This is a genomic window from Aeromicrobium panaciterrae (genome assembly GCF_031457275.1).
GTDB lineage: Bacteria > Actinomycetota > Actinomycetes > Propionibacteriales > Nocardioidaceae > Aeromicrobium > Aeromicrobium panaciterrae_A.
Genome location: NZ_JAVDWH010000001.1, coordinates 2590638 through 2606404, shown reverse-complemented (window position 1 = coordinate 2606404; position 15767 = coordinate 2590638). Strand labels below are relative to the sequence as shown.

Here is a 15767-nt window from a genome sequence, read left to right as displayed (position 1 = left end):
TTGCTAGGGGACGGGGTCGCCGGGGAGGCGGGGTGCGTACTGCGCGCCGCGCTGCTGTACGCCGGGATCTTCCCGTGTGCAGCGAGCGTCGAGCGGTGCCGGGTCATGCGTCATGACGTACGGATTGACCCGTGGAGGGCCGTACTCGCAGTTGTCGCCGAAGTTCGCCGCGAGGAGTACGTGACCCGAACCGTCGCGTGTGGCGTCAGACATCGCATAGAACTGCTTCGGTGCCCACGTCAGCCAGTGCTGGTAGCCGGGAAGTCGGTCGTCGCCCAGGCGCGCGAACACGTTCCAGCTCTTGACCGTCGATGTCAGGGGAGCGGTGAGCTCCTGGATGGTGCTGGCGAGAATCGGGGTGAGTGTCGCGGTCGAGGAGAGTGTGCGGCGGATCTGAGCGTCGGACTTTTCGAGCTGCGCAGTCACGAGATCGATGTTCGCGGCGAATGACCGCAGATCGTCGCCCGTATCGACAACGGTGCGGAGCGGTACCTGAGCCTGTGTGGTCAGGTGGGTGATCTTGGGAGCCAGCAACTCGAGCATTGACACGACGTTGTCGGCGTCGCGGCCCAGAGTCGCGAGGTCAACCTCGGTGTCCAGCCCTGTTCCGAGTTCCGACGTGATCGTTGTCAGATCCTTCTCGTCGATCTGCCCTGCAACATCGCCGAGGTGCCTGATGATCGTGTCGAACCGACGGGGTACGGCGGAGTTGGCCCGAGAAACGACGTCGCCGTCGCGCAGGTACGGTCCGTGGTCCGTACGCGGGCGGAAGTCGAGTCGCTGCTCACCGATCGCCGAGAGGTTGGAGACAACTGCCTCTGTGTCGGTCGGTACGTCGAACTTGCCCTTGATGTGGAGCTTGACGACTACGCCGTCGTCCTCGAGCTCCACATCATCGACGCGTCCGATGGTGCTGCCGCGGTACGTGACATCGGCGCCCGGGTAGATGCCGCCGCCGGATGGCAGCTGCACCGATACCGAATGCGTCGACGAGAACACGGACGATCCGATCACTCGGTCCCCGAGATACAGCAGGCCGAGGATCGCTATGCCGAGCAGGACAACCTCGGCTAGGCGCGTGTTGCGACGATCGATCAGGCGAGTCATCAGCCACCACCTCCCGCGAGACCGCCGATGAGCTGTCCCACCAGGCCTTCATCGCCGGCAATGTCGGTCACGGTGTCTTGCAGGCCAGTCAGCAGTTCGGCCAGATCGCCTTCGAGGAGAGTCGTGGCATCGGGGGCGATTGGCACATTGCCGAGGGCCGCTGGCAAGGCCGGGATCAGGTTGAACGTGAGGTCGAACATCGCGAAGTCACCCGGAGTCGCGCGATCGAGAGCATCGGCGAATGCGGTGATCCCGGTCATGATGGGTCGGAGCTGGTCCCGCTCAGCGATCACCGCGTCCACGAGAACGCGAGTGTCCTTGAGCTGGTTGCGCAGGCGCCCGCGCATCCCCTCGACGTTCTTGCGGCTGGATGCCTCGATGCGGTCGAGCGCAACGAGGAGCTTGACTGCCTTGTCCTCATGCCCTTGGAGAGTGCGGATTGCCGGGTCGAGCTTCTTGATGGAAGAGGCGATGAGCTCGGTGTCGTCGGCAAGCCCAGCCGTCAGCCGATCCAGCGCGTCGAGACTGGCGTCGATGTCATCGCGGTGTCGGTTGGTGGAGGTGACGAGGTTGTCGACCTCTCGCAGCAGATGTCGGACGGTGGTGGACGAGCCGTCCATCGCAGTCGCCAGCTCGTCAACGACGACCTTCAGGTCCGCGTAGCTGCCACCTGTGACTGCCGCCGAGACTCCGGTGAGCAGATCTGTCGTGTCAGGCGCGGTGTTGGTGTTCTCCAGGCCGATCTTCGTGCCCGCGGCAAGAACACCGGATGTCGGCTCGGCGGGTGGAATGAGGGCCACGAATGCTTCACCCACGGGGGCTGTCAGTCGTACCTCGACTCTGGATCCGGTCGGGATCTTGGTGTCCTTCATGACTTCGAATGACACATGCGCGACGTAGTCGGACGTCGTGACTTCCGTGACCTGGCCGACCGTCCTGCCCTCGAGCTTGACTGGGGACGCAGGCGGCAGGTTGAGCGCTGATTCGAAGTCGGCGCTCAATGAATAGGTCTCGCCCTTGACCTTGCTGGGCAGTGGGACGTCGTACAGGTCCGGCCCGCAGCCGCCCAAGGTGAACGCGGTCGCGAGAGCGACGCCGGCCACGACTACACGGCTGAGCGGACGTGTGCGCATCACGGAATCACTCCGTCCACGAGTCGCGCGAATATGTCGAGGAAACCGTCGAAGAAGACGGCGTTGTCGTCGACGAGGGTCTTGCAGACTCCCAGGTTCTCGGGCACGAACGCATTGCAGAAGGATTCGCGTGCGACCTCGCCGTATGGCGCCGTACGCCGTGCGTCGAGCCTCACCCGCAGGTTCCGCGACGGTGCGTCGTAGGCGCGCGCGATGTTCTCGGCGGCAAGCGGCAGCGTGTTGAAGGCGGACGCGATGGCTTCGCGCTGTTCCGCGATCGTGCCGAGGACATCGGAAGTGCGATCGACCGTACGAGTCATCACGGTCTCGTTGTCCTGGATGAAGTCAGTCATCTTGCGGCTCAGCTGGTCGAGGGTGACCAGCGATTCCGCGATGTCTTCGCGCTGCCCGGCGAACAGCTCTGAGCTGTCGGCGACTGAGCTGGCCAAGGATCGGATCGTCTTGTCGCGCTTGGCGAGCATGGTGACGAGGTCGTCGGCGTCTCCGACGATCGCGGTGAGGTCCTCGTCGGCATCGCTGACGGTTGTGAGCGCGCGGCCCGACTCGTTCAGCAGTGCGGCAAACGCCTCGCCCTTCCCCTCGAGCTGCTCAGCGGTAACTGACAGCAGGTCACCGATGTCCTTGCCGTCCTTGGTGGTGTCTGACACGGCGACCAACAGGTCGTCGACTGCGGCGAAGATGTCGTCGACGTTGGCGGGCGCCTTCGTACGTTCGAGTGGAACGACCGCGCCAGCAGCAAGCTTGGGGCCCTTCGTCCAGGGCGGCGTGAGCTCGACGAATCGGTCGGTGACCAGTGCTGACTGCATGATGATGGCGCCGACATCGGCGGCGACCGGCTCGTCGACACGTACCGTCACGTCGACTCGAGGGCCACGCGGCTCGATCTTCGTGACCTCGCCGATGCGTACGCCGATCGTCTGCACGTCATTGCCCACATAGAGGCCAGTGGTGTCGGTGAACTGAAGGGTGAACGAGGTCGACTGCGAGCTGGGGCGAAGGGCGAACAGCAGGCCTGCGACGACCAGCAGGGTCACCACTCCAGCGGCAACGACTTGGAACAGTCTCGAGCGGATCATGAGCATCCGCCTTCCGGCTGGACCAGCGGGCACCACATGTTGTCGGGCAGCAGGAAGTAGGGGGCGCCGACTTCGAGCCACGGGCCATTTCCGGTCGCGTTGGCGAAGTAGCGGGCAAACGGCGCCGAGGTGCGCAAGGTCTGGCCGAGTTCGTCGGAATGCTCCTGCAGGACCCCAAGCGTGTCATCGAACTGATTCAGCAGCGTCCGCATCGTCGCGTCGTTGTCGTCGGCCATGGTGTCGAGGGTCGTCACAACTTGCTTCCCGTTGCGGACCAGTCGCTCGATCGTTTCGCGGCGCCGCTGGACCAGCCCGGTGACCTTCTCCGCGTTGACCAGAAGTTGCTCGAGCTCGCCCTGTTGATCGCGGACGACTCCGGTGACCCTGCGGGTGTACGTGAGCAGGCGGCCGATCTGCTTGTCCTTGTCACCGATCAGGCGGGCCAATGCGGCCGTGTCTTCCATGGCGCGCTGGGTGAGTTTCGGGTCCTGGTCGAGCTCGGTCGACAAGGTGGCGACGGCCTTGTCTATCGCGTCGAGGTCGAGGTCGTGCAAGAGGTCGTTGCTGTCGGTGAAGACATCGGAGACGGTGTACGAGGGCGCCGTGTGCTCAGTGGTGATTGTGGCCCCGTGGTTGAGCTTCGGGCCCTTGCCGATCGAGACATCCAGGAACGTGGTGCCAAGCATCGATGCGAGCTTGACCCGTGCCTCAGAGTCCGCGTGCAACGTCACGTCGCGATCGAGCTTGAAGTCGATGACGGCCTTGCCCCCATCGAGCGTGATCTTCGAGACCTTTCCGGACTCGATGCCAGCCACGCGTACTTCGTCGCCGGTCTTGATGCCGGAAGCGTGGACGAACTCGGCCCGGTACGAGGCATCGGCTGGCTTGAGCGCGCGCCACGCCAGCAGGACGAGGAGCACGAGGGCAACCCCGACGATGAGTGTCTTGCGTGTCGTGGCAGTCATCGGCAGGGCCTCGAATGTCCAAGCCCGGGGAAGTCAGGGGTCTTGATAGATGAGGCACCGAAGTCCAGGGTGCAGACGTAGGTGTTGAGCCATGACCCGTGGCTCAGCGCGCGGTTGAAGCCCTCAAGCAGGCGCGGCGTGTCCTTGAGCGTGGTCGAGAGCAGGTCGTTGGTCTCGACGATCGTCTTGCCCAGCTCGGCGAACCGGGCGAGTGCCGCGCTCAACGGTCCCGACGACTCGTCGAGCAAGCCGCCGAGCGACCCAGTCATACGGTCGAGAGCCACAACGGCGGAATCGATGTCACCAGAATCGTCAGCCAAATCGCCGACCAACCCGTCCAGCCCGCCGATGACCGAGCGCAGCTCTTCACGGTGTTCCGAGGTCGCCTGCATCACGGTCGTGACGTTGGAGATGACGCGCGAGATGACCTCGTCCCGGTCGGCCAGATGTGCCGTGAGCTGCGACGTCTGTTCCATCAAGTGGGAGAGTCGCGGGCCTTCACCCTGCAAGGTCTGTACGACCTCGGTTGCGATGAGGTTGACGTCCTTGGGATCGAGAGCCTCAAACATCGGTTTGAACGCGTTGAACAGTTCGGTCAGGTCGAGCGCAGGTCGGGTGTTCTCGACACCGAGCGTCGAACCCGCCGGCAGCCGTTTTCCGGTTTTGGAGCCGGCCTCGAGCGCCAGGTAACGCTGGCCCAGAAGGTTCAGGTAGGAGATGCGGGACACCGTGTCAGTGCGTATCGGTTGATCGGAAGCCACGACGAAGTCGATCCGTGCCAGACCGCCGTCAAGCTCTCGTCCCTCGACTCGGCCGACTCGGACGCCTGCAATGCGTACGTCATCTCCGACACGAATGCCCGAGGCATCGGTGAACATCGCGGAGTAGTGGGTGGTGTCGCCAGGATCTCGACGGGCAAGAGTGTTGGCGACGGTCATCGTCATGATCAGGGCGACGATGGTGAACGCCACCAGTCCGGCGATCTCCCAGGTGTATCGGCGCAGAAGGGTCATGGGGTGGTCCTCCCCATGAGCAGCCCGAGGTCGCGAAGGAACGCGAGAAGCCCTTCAGGTTCCTCGGCGTCCGACGGCGTAGCGGGCAATGTCGCGACCGAGCCGCCGACCGGTTTGTCACCGTTGGCCGCAGCTTCCGCCTGCTCGAGCAGGTCCGTGATCTTCGCTGCGAGTCCGCCGATGCCCGTACTGTCTGTCGTTGCCGTAGACGAAGCTTCAGCTGGAACGGGATTGCCGCAGTTCGTTGCGATCAGGGTCGGGCCGTAGCGGGTGCAATCGTCCGCCGTATAGGCATGTGGAATGTCGAGCCCGATCGTGCCGATCATCTGGATGGCGTTGTCGTCCACGCCGGCAGCGCCATTCGTTCCAGTCTTCGCGAAATTGGCCAGAATCTGCTGGACAGACGGTGCGTTGTCGGCGGCGAGGTCGGTCAGTCGCTCGAGACGCTGGACGAAGGGCAGCAGGATGTCCTGGACACCGCTGAGCAGGGTGTCGGCGCGGGCAACAACCTTCGCTGACCCGTTGATGACCGAGCCAATCTTCTTGTCCTGATCGACGATCGTGTCGGTGGTCGTACGCGAATGGTCCATTGCCGACGTGAGGTCAGGCTCGATGTCGGCGATCGTTCCCAGCGCCTTCGTGGCGAGCGTCAAGGTCTCCCACGTGGTGGGGAGGTCCCGGTTGAAGTCGGTGACGACACGGTCGGTGCGCTCCAGGAAGTCCTTGATGTCGTCGCCCTTGCCGGCGAGAGCGGGCGCAAGCTTGCCGGTGATGCGGTTGATGTCTTCGGCATCCACGGCTGAGATCAGCCGCTCGGCTTCATCGAATGATTTCATCAGGCCCAGAGTTGCTTCGGTGCTGTCAGCGGCGAGTACGTCGCCTGACGCGAGATGGGCGCTGCCGGTCGCATCCTTATCAGCCAACAGCTCGACATACTCCGATCCGAAGACAGTGCTCGGGAGGATTCGGGCCGTGGCGTCCGAAGGGATCGACTCCGAATGGCCTTCATTCACCAGCAACTGCAGGCGATAGCCGTCGCCGTGCTCGGACAGTCGCAGCACGCGCCCGACGATGATGCCGTGATAGCGGACCTTGGCTCCGGGCCCAATGGCGTCGCCGAGGCGCTCGACTTCGACCGAGACCTTCGTGTCGCTGGTCCAGACGCCGAAGTAGGACAGTGTGAGCCAGAGGCCGAGGGCCACGGTCGCGACCAGGCCGATGGTGCCGATCACCAGGCGTTGCAAGCGAGTGGGTTCAGTGTTCATCCGGAAATCGTCACTTGCTGGTCAGGGCCCCACAGCGCGAGTGTCAGGGCGATGTCCAACAGCGTGATGCCAATGATGCTGGTGCGAATGGCGCGACCGGTCGCCCGGCCGACTCCCTCAGGCCCACCGGTTGCGAAGAAGCCGTAGTAGCAGTGCACCAACGTCACCATCGTCGTCAGCACGACGACCTTGACTGCAGCCAGCAGCACGTCAGTGAGGGACACGAACGTCGAGAAGTAGTGGTCGTACGTGCCAGCCGACTGGTTGTAGAAGACCGTGACGACCAGGTCAGTCGTGATGTAGGTGCCGACCAGCCCCAGCAGGAAGAGCGGGATCACCATGATGAGCGCCGACACGATGCGGGTCGAGACGAGGTATGGAACGGGCCGGATCGACATGGCCTCGAGGGCGTCGATCTCTTCGCTGATGCGCATGGCACCAAGGCGTGAAGTGAAGCCACAGCCAATACGCGCGGCGAAGGCGAGCGCCACGATGATCGGGGCGAGCTCGCGAGTGTTGGCGTAACCCGACACGAAGCCCACGAGCGGGGCGAGGCCGATGATGTCGAGGCCGTTGTGGCCCTCGAGCCCGACCTCGGTGCCGGTCAGGGTCGACATCAGGAACACGACCCCCACGGCTCCACCGCCGACAACGAGCGCACCGCCACCGAGGCTCACCTCTGCGAGGTGTCGGCCGATCTGGGCGGGGTAGTGGCGGATCGCGAGGGGGATACGAATGATTGCCACGAGGCAGAACCACAGGAAGTCGCCAAGCCGGGTCAGCGGATTCACCACGGTGACGTCGAGGGCCTTCATCAGCATGCTCACGCGACGCCTCCCGGGAAGAGCGTCGCTTGCGTCTGTGAGATGACGAAGTTCGCAGCGAACAGCAGCACGAAGTTGGTGACGACTGCCGAGGTCACGGCGTCGCTGACGCCGGACGGACCGTTCTCCACCTTCAGTCCCTTGTATGAGGCGACGACGGCACAGATGGTTCCGAAGATCCCGGCTTTGACGAAGGACAGAACCATGTCGCTGGGTCGGGCCAGTGTCGCGACCGAAGCCAAGTAACCACCCGCGGACAGGTCCTGCACGGTGATGCTGACCAGCAGTGTGGTCACGATCGAGAAGAACGTCACTACGCCGTTGAGCAACATCGACACGATGACCGTGGCGATGACGCGGGGGAGGACCACTCGTTCAGTGACCCGCACGCCCATGACCTCAAGCGCGTCGATCTCTTCACGGATTCGGCGGGAGCCGAGCTCTGAGCAGATGGCTGAGCCAGCGACGCCCGAGAGCATCAGTGCCGTGATGATCGGCGCGCCCTGGCGTACGACCGCGAGGGTGTTGCCGGCACCGGTGAAGCCGGTGGCACCAACCTCTTGCGCCAGTACGTTGACCTGCAGCGCGAGGATCACGCCGAATGGGATGCACACGGCCAGAGCAGGGAGAGTGCAGACCGTGATGGTGAACCACGTCTGTCGGATCGTCTCTTCGGCGGGGAAGCGTCGGGCGGAGATCGAGGCGGGTATCGCGCGTGCGACACCGAGACCCAGACGGACCATCTCCAGGGCTTCACGCAGCGGGCCAGGACGCTTTGAACGACGTACGGCTGTGGCGGACTCAACCGATGGCACCCGTCACCTCCGTCGTCATGGGCGAGGCATCGAAATCGATCCCCGGTATGTGACGCCGGAACTGTAACAGTGAATCTGGCATCGTCGTCAAGGTCTTCAACGACGCCGCCGTGACCGGGGTCACGGTTGTCTCTTCAGAACTTCACCCAGATTGCAGAAAGAATTGCGCGATCACTGTGACAGTAATATTGTCACCGCTGTGACCGCCCTCTCCGATGCCATCGACGACATGAAGACCGTCGACGAACTTGCCCAGAGCGCAGGCATCTCGGTACGTACGACCCGCTACTACGCGAGCCTGGGTCTTTTGCCCCCACCGACTCGGCGTGGCCGGGTCGCCTATTACGGCGCGGAGCACGCGGCTCGTCTGTCTCTGATTCGCGCGCTGCAGGCTCATGGCTTCACGATGGCCGCCATTGAGAAGGCCATGAGCCGGATCCCCAACGATGCGACGGTCGAGGACATCGCCGTCCAGCGAGCAGTGCTCACCTCGTGGTCACCAAGCGGCCCTGAGGTGCTCGATCGCCAGCAGCTCGATGGCCGTGCGGGCCGGGAGTTGACCCCCGATGAAGTTGCCCTGCTCGTCGAAACCGGCGTGCTCGAGCAAATCGGTCGTACATACTCGCCGCTTCCCGGCTTCGAAATGGGAGTCGAGCTACTCGATGTCGAGATCCCCGTCGACGGCATCACCGAGGCAGGCGCGGCGATCGATCGGCACATGCGGGCTTTGCGTGACGACCTCAATGACATCCTCAATCGCCAGGTGCTCGAGCCCTATCGATCGGTCCCGCGTACAGAGGAACAGTCCGCGCGCCTTGAGCTCACGATCCAGCGCTTGCGCGCCCTGACATTGCAGGCCGTCGTCAGCGGCTTCGAACGAGCGACCAATGCAGCGATCACCCGCTCCTAGCACCAGCGGGGGCGGATTTGTCTTTACGGCGACGTGTCTGTCAGAATAGTTCGGTTGCTCCGGCTTGATCGCTGGGGCGCCGACCGTCCGGCTCTCACGCCGATCATGACGCCGGCGCCGAACCTGAGATCGAGCTTGTCCCGCACGGTGTTGTTTAACCAGTATCTGCGGGTCCAACCACCTAACTCGAGAAGTGTGTGACGTACGCGCCTAGAGCGCCCGCGACACGCCCGACCTCGGGGGTCGGCGGGAGGATGAGTTTTCTCCCTCGAACCCGAGGCGAGACCAAGCGAAGCGGAACGAAGAGAAGGACGAGCGAGAGCATGGCGGGACAAAAAATCCGTATCCGGCTCAAGGCCTACGACCACGAGGTCATTGACTCCTCGGCGCGCAAGATCGTCGACACGGTGACGCGCACGGGTGCCAAGGTCGCAGGACCGGTGCCACTGCCCACTGAAAAGAACGTGTTCTGTGTGATCCGTTCGCCCCACAAGTACAAGGACAGCCGCGAGCACTTTGAGATGCGTACGCACAAGCGGCTCATCGACATCATTGACCCGACGCCCAAGACAGTCGACTCGCTCATGCGCCTCGACCTGCCTGCCGGCGTCGACATCGAGATCAAGCTCTAAGGAGGCCAGCGACCATGAGCACCAGCAGCACTGCCACCGCACGCGGCCTCCTCGGCCGCAAGATCGGCATGACCCAGGTTTGGGACGCCGACAACAAGATCATTCCCGTCACTGTGATCGCCGCTGACACCAACGTTGTCACGCAGATCCGTACGCGCGAGACCGACGGCTACTCCGCCGTTCAGCTCGGCTTCGGTGAGATCGATGGCCGCAAGGTCAACAAGCCGGTATCGGGCCACTTCGCCAAGGCCGGTGTGACGCCTCGTCGCCACATCGTCGAGATCCGCACGGAACTCGTCGCCGACTACACGCTGGGCCAGGAGATCTCCCCGGAGATCTTCGCCGCTGGCGACATCATCGATGTCACCGCGACCAGCAAGGGCAAGGGCTTCGCCGGCGTCATGAAGCGTCACGGCTTCCACGGCGTGGGCGCCTCGCACGGCGCGCACCGCAACCACCGCAAGCCCGGCTCGATTGGCGCCTGCGCCACTCCGGGTCGCGTCTTCAAGGGTCTGCGCATGGCCGGTCACATGGGCGCCGAGCAGGTCACCACGCAGAACCTCACGGTTCACGCGGTTGACGTTGCCAAGGGCGTCATTCTCGTCAAGGGCGCCGTACCCGGCCCCAAGGGCGCACTCGTCGTCCTCCGCTCCGCTGTGAAGGGAGCCTGAACACCATGGCAAAGACCATTGATGCTCAGCTGCCCGTCGACATCTTCGACGTACAGACCAACATCCCGCTGATCCACCAGGTCGTCGTTGCCCAGCTGGCTGCTGCCCGCCAGGGAACGCACAGCACCAAGTCGCGTGGCGAGGTGTCCGGTGGTGGCAAGAAGCCTTACCGCCAGAAGGGCACAGGTCGCGCTCGTCAGGGCTCGATCCGCGCACCTCAGTACAACGGTGGTGGCATCGTCCACGGCCCCAAGCCGCGTGACTACGAACAGCGCACCCCCAAGAAGATGAAGGCTGCCGCCCTGCGCGGTGCCCTCTCCGACCGGGCACGCACTGGCCGTCTGCACGTCATCGACAGCTTCGTCGAGGGTGACAAGCCGTCGACCAAGTCCGCCATCGCAACGCTTGCTGGTCTCACGACTCGTACGCGCATCCTTGTGGTCGTTGACCGCAACGACAGCGTCACCGAGCTGAGCCTGCGCAACGTCACCGACACGGTCATCCTGTCGTTCGACCAGCTCAACACGTACGACGTCCTGCTGAGTGACGACATCGTCTTCACGCAGGCTGCGTTCGACGCATTCGTGGCGGCTCGTTCCGCCGAGGGTGCCAAGACGATCGCGCTGAGCAAGGCCGCAACGGACCCGGACACCAAGCCGGCCGCCAAGGCTCCTGCGAAGAAGGCACCTGCCAAGAAGGCCGCGCCGGCGAAGGCCGTCGAGACCGAGGCTGCACCGGCCGCCAAGAAGGCGCCTGCTGCCAAGAAGGCTGCTGCTGAAACTCCGGCCAAGAAGGCTCCGGCCAAGGCAGCTGCCAAGAAGGCTGCTCCTGCCAAGGCTGCCGCCAAGAAGGCACCTGCAGCCAAGAAGGCGCCCGCTAAGAAGGCTCCTGCGAAGAAGACTGGAGACGACAAGTGAGCACGATCCACAAGGACCACCGCGACATCCTGATCGCTCCGGTTGTCAGCGAGAAGAGCTACGGCCTGCTCGACGACAACAAGTACACCTTCGTGGTGCACCCGGATGCCAACAAGACCGAGATCAAGATCGCCGTTGAGAAGATCTTCGGCGTCAAGGTCACCGCTGTTAACACGCTCAACCGCAAGGGCAAGACCCGTCGTACCAAGACGGGCCTTGGCAAGCGCAAGGACACCAAGCGAGCAATCGTGAGCGTGGCCGCCGGTCAGAGCATCGACATCTTCTCGACGCCGAGCGCCTGAGGACTGAGGACATATGGCTATTCGCAAGTACAAGCCGACAACGCCGGGCCGTCGTGGCTCGAGCGTCGCCGACTTCGCCGAGATCACCCGCACGACTTCTGAGAAGTCGCTGACGGAGCCGCTGCCCAAGAAGGGCGGCCGCAACAACCAGGGACGCATCACCACGCGTCACCAGGGTGGCGGTCACAAGCGCGCTTACCGCATCATCGACTTCCGTCGCTATGACAAGGACGGCGTGCCGGCCAAGGTCGCTCACATTGAGTACGACCCCAACCGCACCGCTCGCATCGCGCTGCTGCACTACGCCGATGGCGAGAAGCGCTACATCGTTGCTCCCGAGGGCCTCAAGCAGGGCATGGCCGTCGAGTCCGGTGTTGGCGCCGACATCAAGCCCGGCAACAACCTTCCGCTGCGCAACATCCCGGTCGGAACGCTGATCCACAATGTGGAGCTGCGTCCGGGCGGTGGCGCCAAGATGGGTCGCTCCGCCGGTGTGAAGGTTCAGCTCGTCGCCAAGGAAGGCGCCAAGGCGCAGTTGCGTCTGCCTTCCGGCGAGATGCGCTACGTCGACGTTCGCTGCCGCGCCTCGATCGGTGAGGTCGGCAACGCCGAGCAGTCCAACATCAACTGGGGCAAGGCTGGCCGTAACCGCTGGAAGGGCAAGCGCCCGACCGTCCGCGGTGTCGCCATGAACCCGGTCGATCACCCGCACGGTGGTGGTGAGGGCAAGACGTCCGGTGGACGTCACCCCGTCTCCCCGTGGGGCAAGCCGGAAGGCCGTACGCGCAAGCGCAAGGCCAGCGACTCGCAAATCGTCCGCCGCCGCAAGTCCGGCCGCTGAGAAGGATTGGTTTACAGATGCCACGCAGTTTGAAGAAGGGCCCGTTCGTTGACGGGCACCTCGAGAAGAAGGTCGACGCGCAGAACGCTGCCGAGACCCACAACGTGATCAAGACCTGGTCGCGCCGCTCGATGATCCTGCCGTCCTTCATTGGACACACGATCGCCGTGCACGACGGCCGCAAGCACGTACCCGTGTTCGTCACGGACTCGATGGTGGGTCACAAGCTGGGCGAATTCGCCCCGACCCGTACGTTCCGCGGTCACGAGAAGGACGATCGGAAGGCGAAGAGGCGATGAGTGCAGCTACCCGTGAAAGCGTGAGCGCGCGCCGCGAGCGCCTGCTCGGCGACGAGCCCGGCTCGTTCGCCGTGGCACGTTTCGTGCGCGTCACCGCGCAGAAGTCGCGCCGTGTTGGCGACCTGATCCGTGGCGAGTCCGTAGACAACGCTCTGGCGATCCTGCAGTTCGCACCGCAGGCCGTTGCCGAGAACTTCTACAAGCTCGTCGACAGCGCCGCTGCCAACGCCGAGACCACTGAAGGTCTCGACCGCTCGCAGCTCGTCATCACCGTCGTCCACGTGGACGAGGGCCCGACGATGAAGCGTTGGCGTCCGCGCGCCAAGGGTGCGGCCAACCGCATCCTCAAGCGCAGCAGCCACCTGACCGTGGTCGTTCAGCCGGCAGAGCTCGTTGCTGCCAAGCGCGAAGCGGCCAACATCAAGAACTCCAAGAAGAAGGGCGGGGCCCGATAGTGGGACAGAAAATCAACCCGCACGGTTTCCGACTGGGCATCTCGACGGATCACAAGAGCCGTTGGTACGCCGACAAGCTCTACAAGAGCTACGTCGGTGAAGACGTGCAGATCCGCAAGATGCTCACCAAGGGCATGGACCGCGCTGGCATCAGCCGTGTCGAGATCGAGCGCACGCGTGACCGCGTACGTGTCGACATCCACACTGCTCGTCCTGGCATTGTCATCGGCCGCCGTGGCGCCGAGGCTGACCGCATCCGCGGCGACCTCGAGAAGCTCACGGGCAAGCAGGTTCAGCTGAACATCCTCGAGGTCAAGAACCCCGAGATGGACGCTCAGCTTGTTGCCCAGGGTGTTGCCGAGCAGCTCTCGGGTCGTGTCCAGTTCCGTCGTGCCATGCGCAAGGCGATGCAGACCACGATGCGCAGCGGTGCCAAGGGCATCCGTATCCAGTGCTCGGGCCGCCTCGGTGGCGCCGAGATGAGCCGCTCGGAGTTCTACCGCGAAGGCCGCGTGCCACTGCACACGCTCCGCGCTGACGTCGACTACGGCTTCTACGAGGCCAAGACGACTTTCGGTCGCATTGGCGTCAAGGTCTGGATCTACAAGGGCGAGGTTGCGGGCACCCGCGCCGAGCGCGAGGCCGAAGCGGCCAAGCGTGCGGCTGCACCCGGCTCCAACCGCCGTCCCCCGGCACGTGGTGGCGCTGGCGCCCCGCGTCGCCCCGCACGTGATGACGCGGCCGCTCCGGCAGCCGAGACCGCCGCACCTGCCGAAGCTCCGGCCGAAGCAGTGGCAGCCGCACCCGCAGGGGAGGCTTCCTGATGTTGATGCCACGTAGGGTCAAGTACCGCAAGCAGCACCACCCCACCCGTCGCGGTGCAGCCAAGGGCGGCACCACGCTGGCGTTCGGTGACTACGGCATTCAGGCGCTTACGCCTGCATACGTGACCAACCGTCAGATCGAGTCCGCTCGTATCGCCATGACGCGCCACATCAAGCGTGGCGGAAAGGTCTGGATCAACATCTACCCGGACCGTCCGCTCACCAAGAAGCCTGCCGAGACCCGCATGGGTTCCGGTAAGGGTTCGCCTGAGTGGTGGGTCGCCAACGTCAAGCCCGGACGCGTCATGTTCGAACTGTCCGGCGTCGACGAAGGCACCGCACGCGAGGCCATGCGCCGCGCGATCCACAAGCTGCCCATGAAGGCACGCTTCATCACCCGAGAGACAGGTGAGCTGTGATGCCGCAGTCGACAGCCGCAGAGCTGCGCACGGTTGGCGCCGAGGACCTGGCGCTCAAGCTTGCAGAAGCCAAGGAAGAACTGTTCAACCTGCGTTTCCAGAACGCAACCGGACAGCTCGACAACACCGCCCGACTTCGGGCAGTGCGCAAGGACATCGCACGGATCTACACCGTCATGCGTGAGCGCGAGCTCGGCATCGTCGAGTCTGTATCGGATGAGGTGGCCAAGGCATGAATGACAAGAAGACGAAGGACGAAGCAGTGACCGACCGCACCGCGCGCAAGACCCGCGAGGGACTTGTCGTCAGCGACAAGATGGACAAGACCGTCGTGGTCAACGTCGAAGAACGCGTCAAGCACGCGCTCTACGGCAAGGTTCTGCGTCGCAACATCAAGCTCAAGGCTCACGACGAAGCGAATGACGCTGGCATCGGCGACCGGGTTCTCATCATGGAGACTCGTCCGCTGTCCGCCACCAAGCGTTGGCGCATCGTCGAGATCCTCGAGAAGGCCAAGTAGGAGACGACAGATGATTCAGCAAGAGTCGCGACTCAAGGTCGCCGACAACACCGGTGCCAAGGAAATCCTTTGCATCCGTGTGCTCGGTGGCTCGGGTCGGCGCTATGCCGGCATCGGTGACACCATCGTCGCCACTGTCAAGGACGCAATCCCCGGCGGAAACGTCAAGAAGGGTGAGGTCGTCAAGGCTGTTGTCGTGCGCACCGTCAAGGAGCGCCGTCGTCCGGATGGTTCGTACATCAAGTTCGACGAGAACGCAGCAGTCATTCTCAAGGCCGATGGCGACCCGCGCGGTACGCGCATCTTCGGTCCCGTTGGGCGCGAGCTTCGCGACAAGAAGTTCATGCGCATCATTTCTCTCGCACCGGAGGTGCTCTGAGATGGCCCGCAACGCAGGTTCCATCAGCATCAAAAAGGGTGACCAGGTCAAGGTCATCGCTGGCAAGGACAAGGGTGTGACTGGTTCGGTGATCGAAGTGATCAGCGAGCAGAACCGCATCATCGTCGAAGGCGTCAACCGCGTGAAGCGTCACACCAAGGCTGGACAGGCCGGTGGCGGAAGCACGGGAGGCATCATCACCAGCGAGGCCCCGATTCACATCTCCAATGTGATGCTGCTCGTCGATGGCAAGGGTGGCAAGACCACTACTCGCATCGGCTTCCGCCGCGACGAGGTCACCAAGTCCCGTCCCGACGGTTCCACCTACTCCGCGCACCGCAGCGTGCGTATCGCCAAGAAGACCGGAAAGGAGATCTGA

Annotated in this window: 22 protein-coding genes; 14 read left to right on the top strand and 8 right to left on the bottom strand. The window is 63.8% G+C overall.

Features of this window, described 5'->3' with window-relative positions:
* Positions 1 to 3 precede the first annotated feature (3 nt).
* The 8 genes from J2X11_RS13380 to J2X11_RS13345 are packed head-to-tail and all read right to left on the bottom strand — an operon-like array spanning position 4 to position 8219.
* The gene (locus J2X11_RS13380; protein WP_309971866.1) at positions 4 to 1107 is read right to left on the bottom strand and encodes an MlaD family protein; all 1104 of its coding nucleotides are present in this window, start codon (positions 1105 to 1107) and stop codon (positions 4 to 6) included.
* A complete protein-coding gene (locus J2X11_RS13375) occupies positions 1107 to 2240 on the bottom strand; it encodes an MCE family protein (RefSeq protein WP_309972376.1) in 1134 nt (377 codons plus the stop codon). Before J2X11_RS13375 ends, J2X11_RS13380 begins: the two co-directional genes overlap by 1 nt.
* A complete protein-coding gene (locus tag J2X11_RS13370) occupies positions 2240 to 3337 on the bottom strand; it encodes an MCE family protein (RefSeq protein ID WP_309971865.1) in 1098 nt (365 codons plus the stop codon). Before J2X11_RS13370 ends, J2X11_RS13375 begins: the two co-directional genes overlap by 1 nt.
* Complete coding sequence (locus J2X11_RS13365) at positions 3334 to 4302, bottom strand: MCE family protein (protein WP_309971863.1); 969 nt, start codon at positions 4300 to 4302, stop codon at positions 3334 to 3336. Before J2X11_RS13365 ends, J2X11_RS13370 begins: the two co-directional genes overlap by 4 nt.
* Positions 4299 to 5315 carry an MlaD family protein gene (locus J2X11_RS13360; protein ID WP_309971861.1) on the bottom strand — a complete coding sequence of 339 codons (1017 nt, stop codon included), beginning with the start codon at positions 5313 to 5315 and terminating at the stop codon, positions 4299 to 4301. Before J2X11_RS13360 ends, J2X11_RS13365 begins: the two co-directional genes overlap by 4 nt.
* Positions 5312 to 6580 (bottom strand): MCE family protein, encoded by a 1269-nt coding sequence (locus tag J2X11_RS13355; RefSeq protein ID WP_309971859.1) that lies wholly within the window; start codon positions 6578 to 6580, stop codon positions 5312 to 5314. The genes J2X11_RS13360 and J2X11_RS13355 overlap by 4 nt, the downstream gene beginning before the upstream one ends.
* Entirely contained in the window at positions 6577 to 7401 is an 825-nt protein-coding gene (locus J2X11_RS13350; protein ID WP_309972374.1) for an ABC transporter permease, read from the bottom strand. The genes J2X11_RS13355 and J2X11_RS13350 overlap by 4 nt, the downstream gene beginning before the upstream one ends.
* 2 nt (positions 7402 to 7403) lie before the next feature.
* The gene (locus J2X11_RS13345) at positions 7404 to 8219 is read right to left on the bottom strand and encodes an MlaE family ABC transporter permease (RefSeq protein WP_309971857.1); all 816 of its coding nucleotides are present in this window, start codon (positions 8217 to 8219) and stop codon (positions 7404 to 7406) included.
* A gap of 199 nt (positions 8220 to 8418) precedes the next feature.
* Between J2X11_RS13345 and J2X11_RS13340 the strand changes: the two genes are divergently transcribed.
* The 14 genes from J2X11_RS13340 to rplX all read left to right on the top strand — a co-directional run bounded on the left by J2X11_RS13340 (position 8419) and on the right by rplX (position 15767).
* On the top strand, positions 8419 to 9129 hold the full coding sequence (locus tag J2X11_RS13340) for a MerR family transcriptional regulator (protein ID WP_309971855.1): 711 nt from the start codon (positions 8419 to 8421) through the stop codon (positions 9127 to 9129).
* Between the two features lie 323 nt (positions 9130 to 9452).
* Positions 9453 to 9761: a 30S ribosomal protein S10 gene (gene rpsJ / locus J2X11_RS13335; protein ID WP_012923688.1), complete on the top strand. Its 309-nt coding sequence runs from the start codon at positions 9453 to 9455 to the stop codon at positions 9759 to 9761.
* A gap of 14 nt (positions 9762 to 9775) precedes the next feature.
* Positions 9776 to 10432 carry a 50S ribosomal protein L3 gene (gene rplC / locus J2X11_RS13330; RefSeq protein WP_309971848.1) on the top strand — a complete coding sequence of 219 codons (657 nt, stop codon included), beginning with the start codon at positions 9776 to 9778 and terminating at the stop codon, positions 10430 to 10432.
* 5 nt (positions 10433 to 10437) lie between these two features.
* Complete coding sequence (gene rplD, locus J2X11_RS13325) at positions 10438 to 11349, top strand: 50S ribosomal protein L4 (protein ID WP_309971846.1); 912 nt, start codon at positions 10438 to 10440, stop codon at positions 11347 to 11349.
* The gene (rplW, locus tag J2X11_RS13320; protein WP_309971844.1) at positions 11346 to 11651 is read left to right on the top strand and encodes a 50S ribosomal protein L23; all 306 of its coding nucleotides are present in this window, start codon (positions 11346 to 11348) and stop codon (positions 11649 to 11651) included. Before rplD ends, rplW begins: the two co-directional genes overlap by 4 nt.
* 13 nt (positions 11652 to 11664) lie before the next feature.
* The gene (gene rplB, locus J2X11_RS13315) at positions 11665 to 12492 is read left to right on the top strand and encodes a 50S ribosomal protein L2 (RefSeq protein ID WP_309971842.1); all 828 of its coding nucleotides are present in this window, start codon (positions 11665 to 11667) and stop codon (positions 12490 to 12492) included.
* A gap of 17 nt (positions 12493 to 12509) precedes the next feature.
* Positions 12510 to 12791, top strand: a complete 282-nt coding sequence (gene rpsS / locus J2X11_RS13310) for a 30S ribosomal protein S19 (RefSeq protein WP_309971840.1) — start codon at positions 12510 to 12512, stop codon at positions 12789 to 12791.
* The gene (gene rplV, locus J2X11_RS13305; protein WP_309971838.1) at positions 12788 to 13246 is read left to right on the top strand and encodes a 50S ribosomal protein L22; all 459 of its coding nucleotides are present in this window, start codon (positions 12788 to 12790) and stop codon (positions 13244 to 13246) included. The genes rpsS and rplV overlap by 4 nt, the downstream gene beginning before the upstream one ends.
* Positions 13246 to 14070 (top strand): 30S ribosomal protein S3, encoded by an 825-nt coding sequence (gene rpsC / locus J2X11_RS13300; RefSeq protein ID WP_309971835.1) that lies wholly within the window; start codon positions 13246 to 13248, stop codon positions 14068 to 14070. Before rplV ends, rpsC begins: the two co-directional genes overlap by 1 nt.
* Positions 14070 to 14489 (top strand): 50S ribosomal protein L16, encoded by a 420-nt coding sequence (rplP, locus tag J2X11_RS13295; protein ID WP_309971833.1) that lies wholly within the window; start codon positions 14070 to 14072, stop codon positions 14487 to 14489. The genes rpsC and rplP overlap by 1 nt, the downstream gene beginning before the upstream one ends.
* Complete coding sequence (rpmC, locus tag J2X11_RS13290) at positions 14489 to 14725, top strand: 50S ribosomal protein L29 (RefSeq protein ID WP_396127863.1); 237 nt, start codon at positions 14489 to 14491, stop codon at positions 14723 to 14725. The genes rplP and rpmC overlap by 1 nt, the downstream gene beginning before the upstream one ends.
* On the top strand, positions 14722 to 15009 hold the full coding sequence (rpsQ, locus tag J2X11_RS13285) for a 30S ribosomal protein S17 (protein ID WP_309971828.1): 288 nt from the start codon (positions 14722 to 14724) through the stop codon (positions 15007 to 15009). The genes rpmC and rpsQ overlap by 4 nt, the downstream gene beginning before the upstream one ends.
* 10 nt (positions 15010 to 15019) lie before the next feature.
* Positions 15020 to 15388, top strand: coding sequence for a 50S ribosomal protein L14 (rplN, locus tag J2X11_RS13280; protein WP_007078626.1), 369 nt, complete (start codon positions 15020 to 15022; stop codon positions 15386 to 15388).
* 1 nt (position 15389) lies between these two features.
* Positions 15390 to 15767 (top strand): 50S ribosomal protein L24, encoded by a 378-nt coding sequence (rplX, locus tag J2X11_RS13275; protein WP_309971826.1) that lies wholly within the window; start codon positions 15390 to 15392, stop codon positions 15765 to 15767.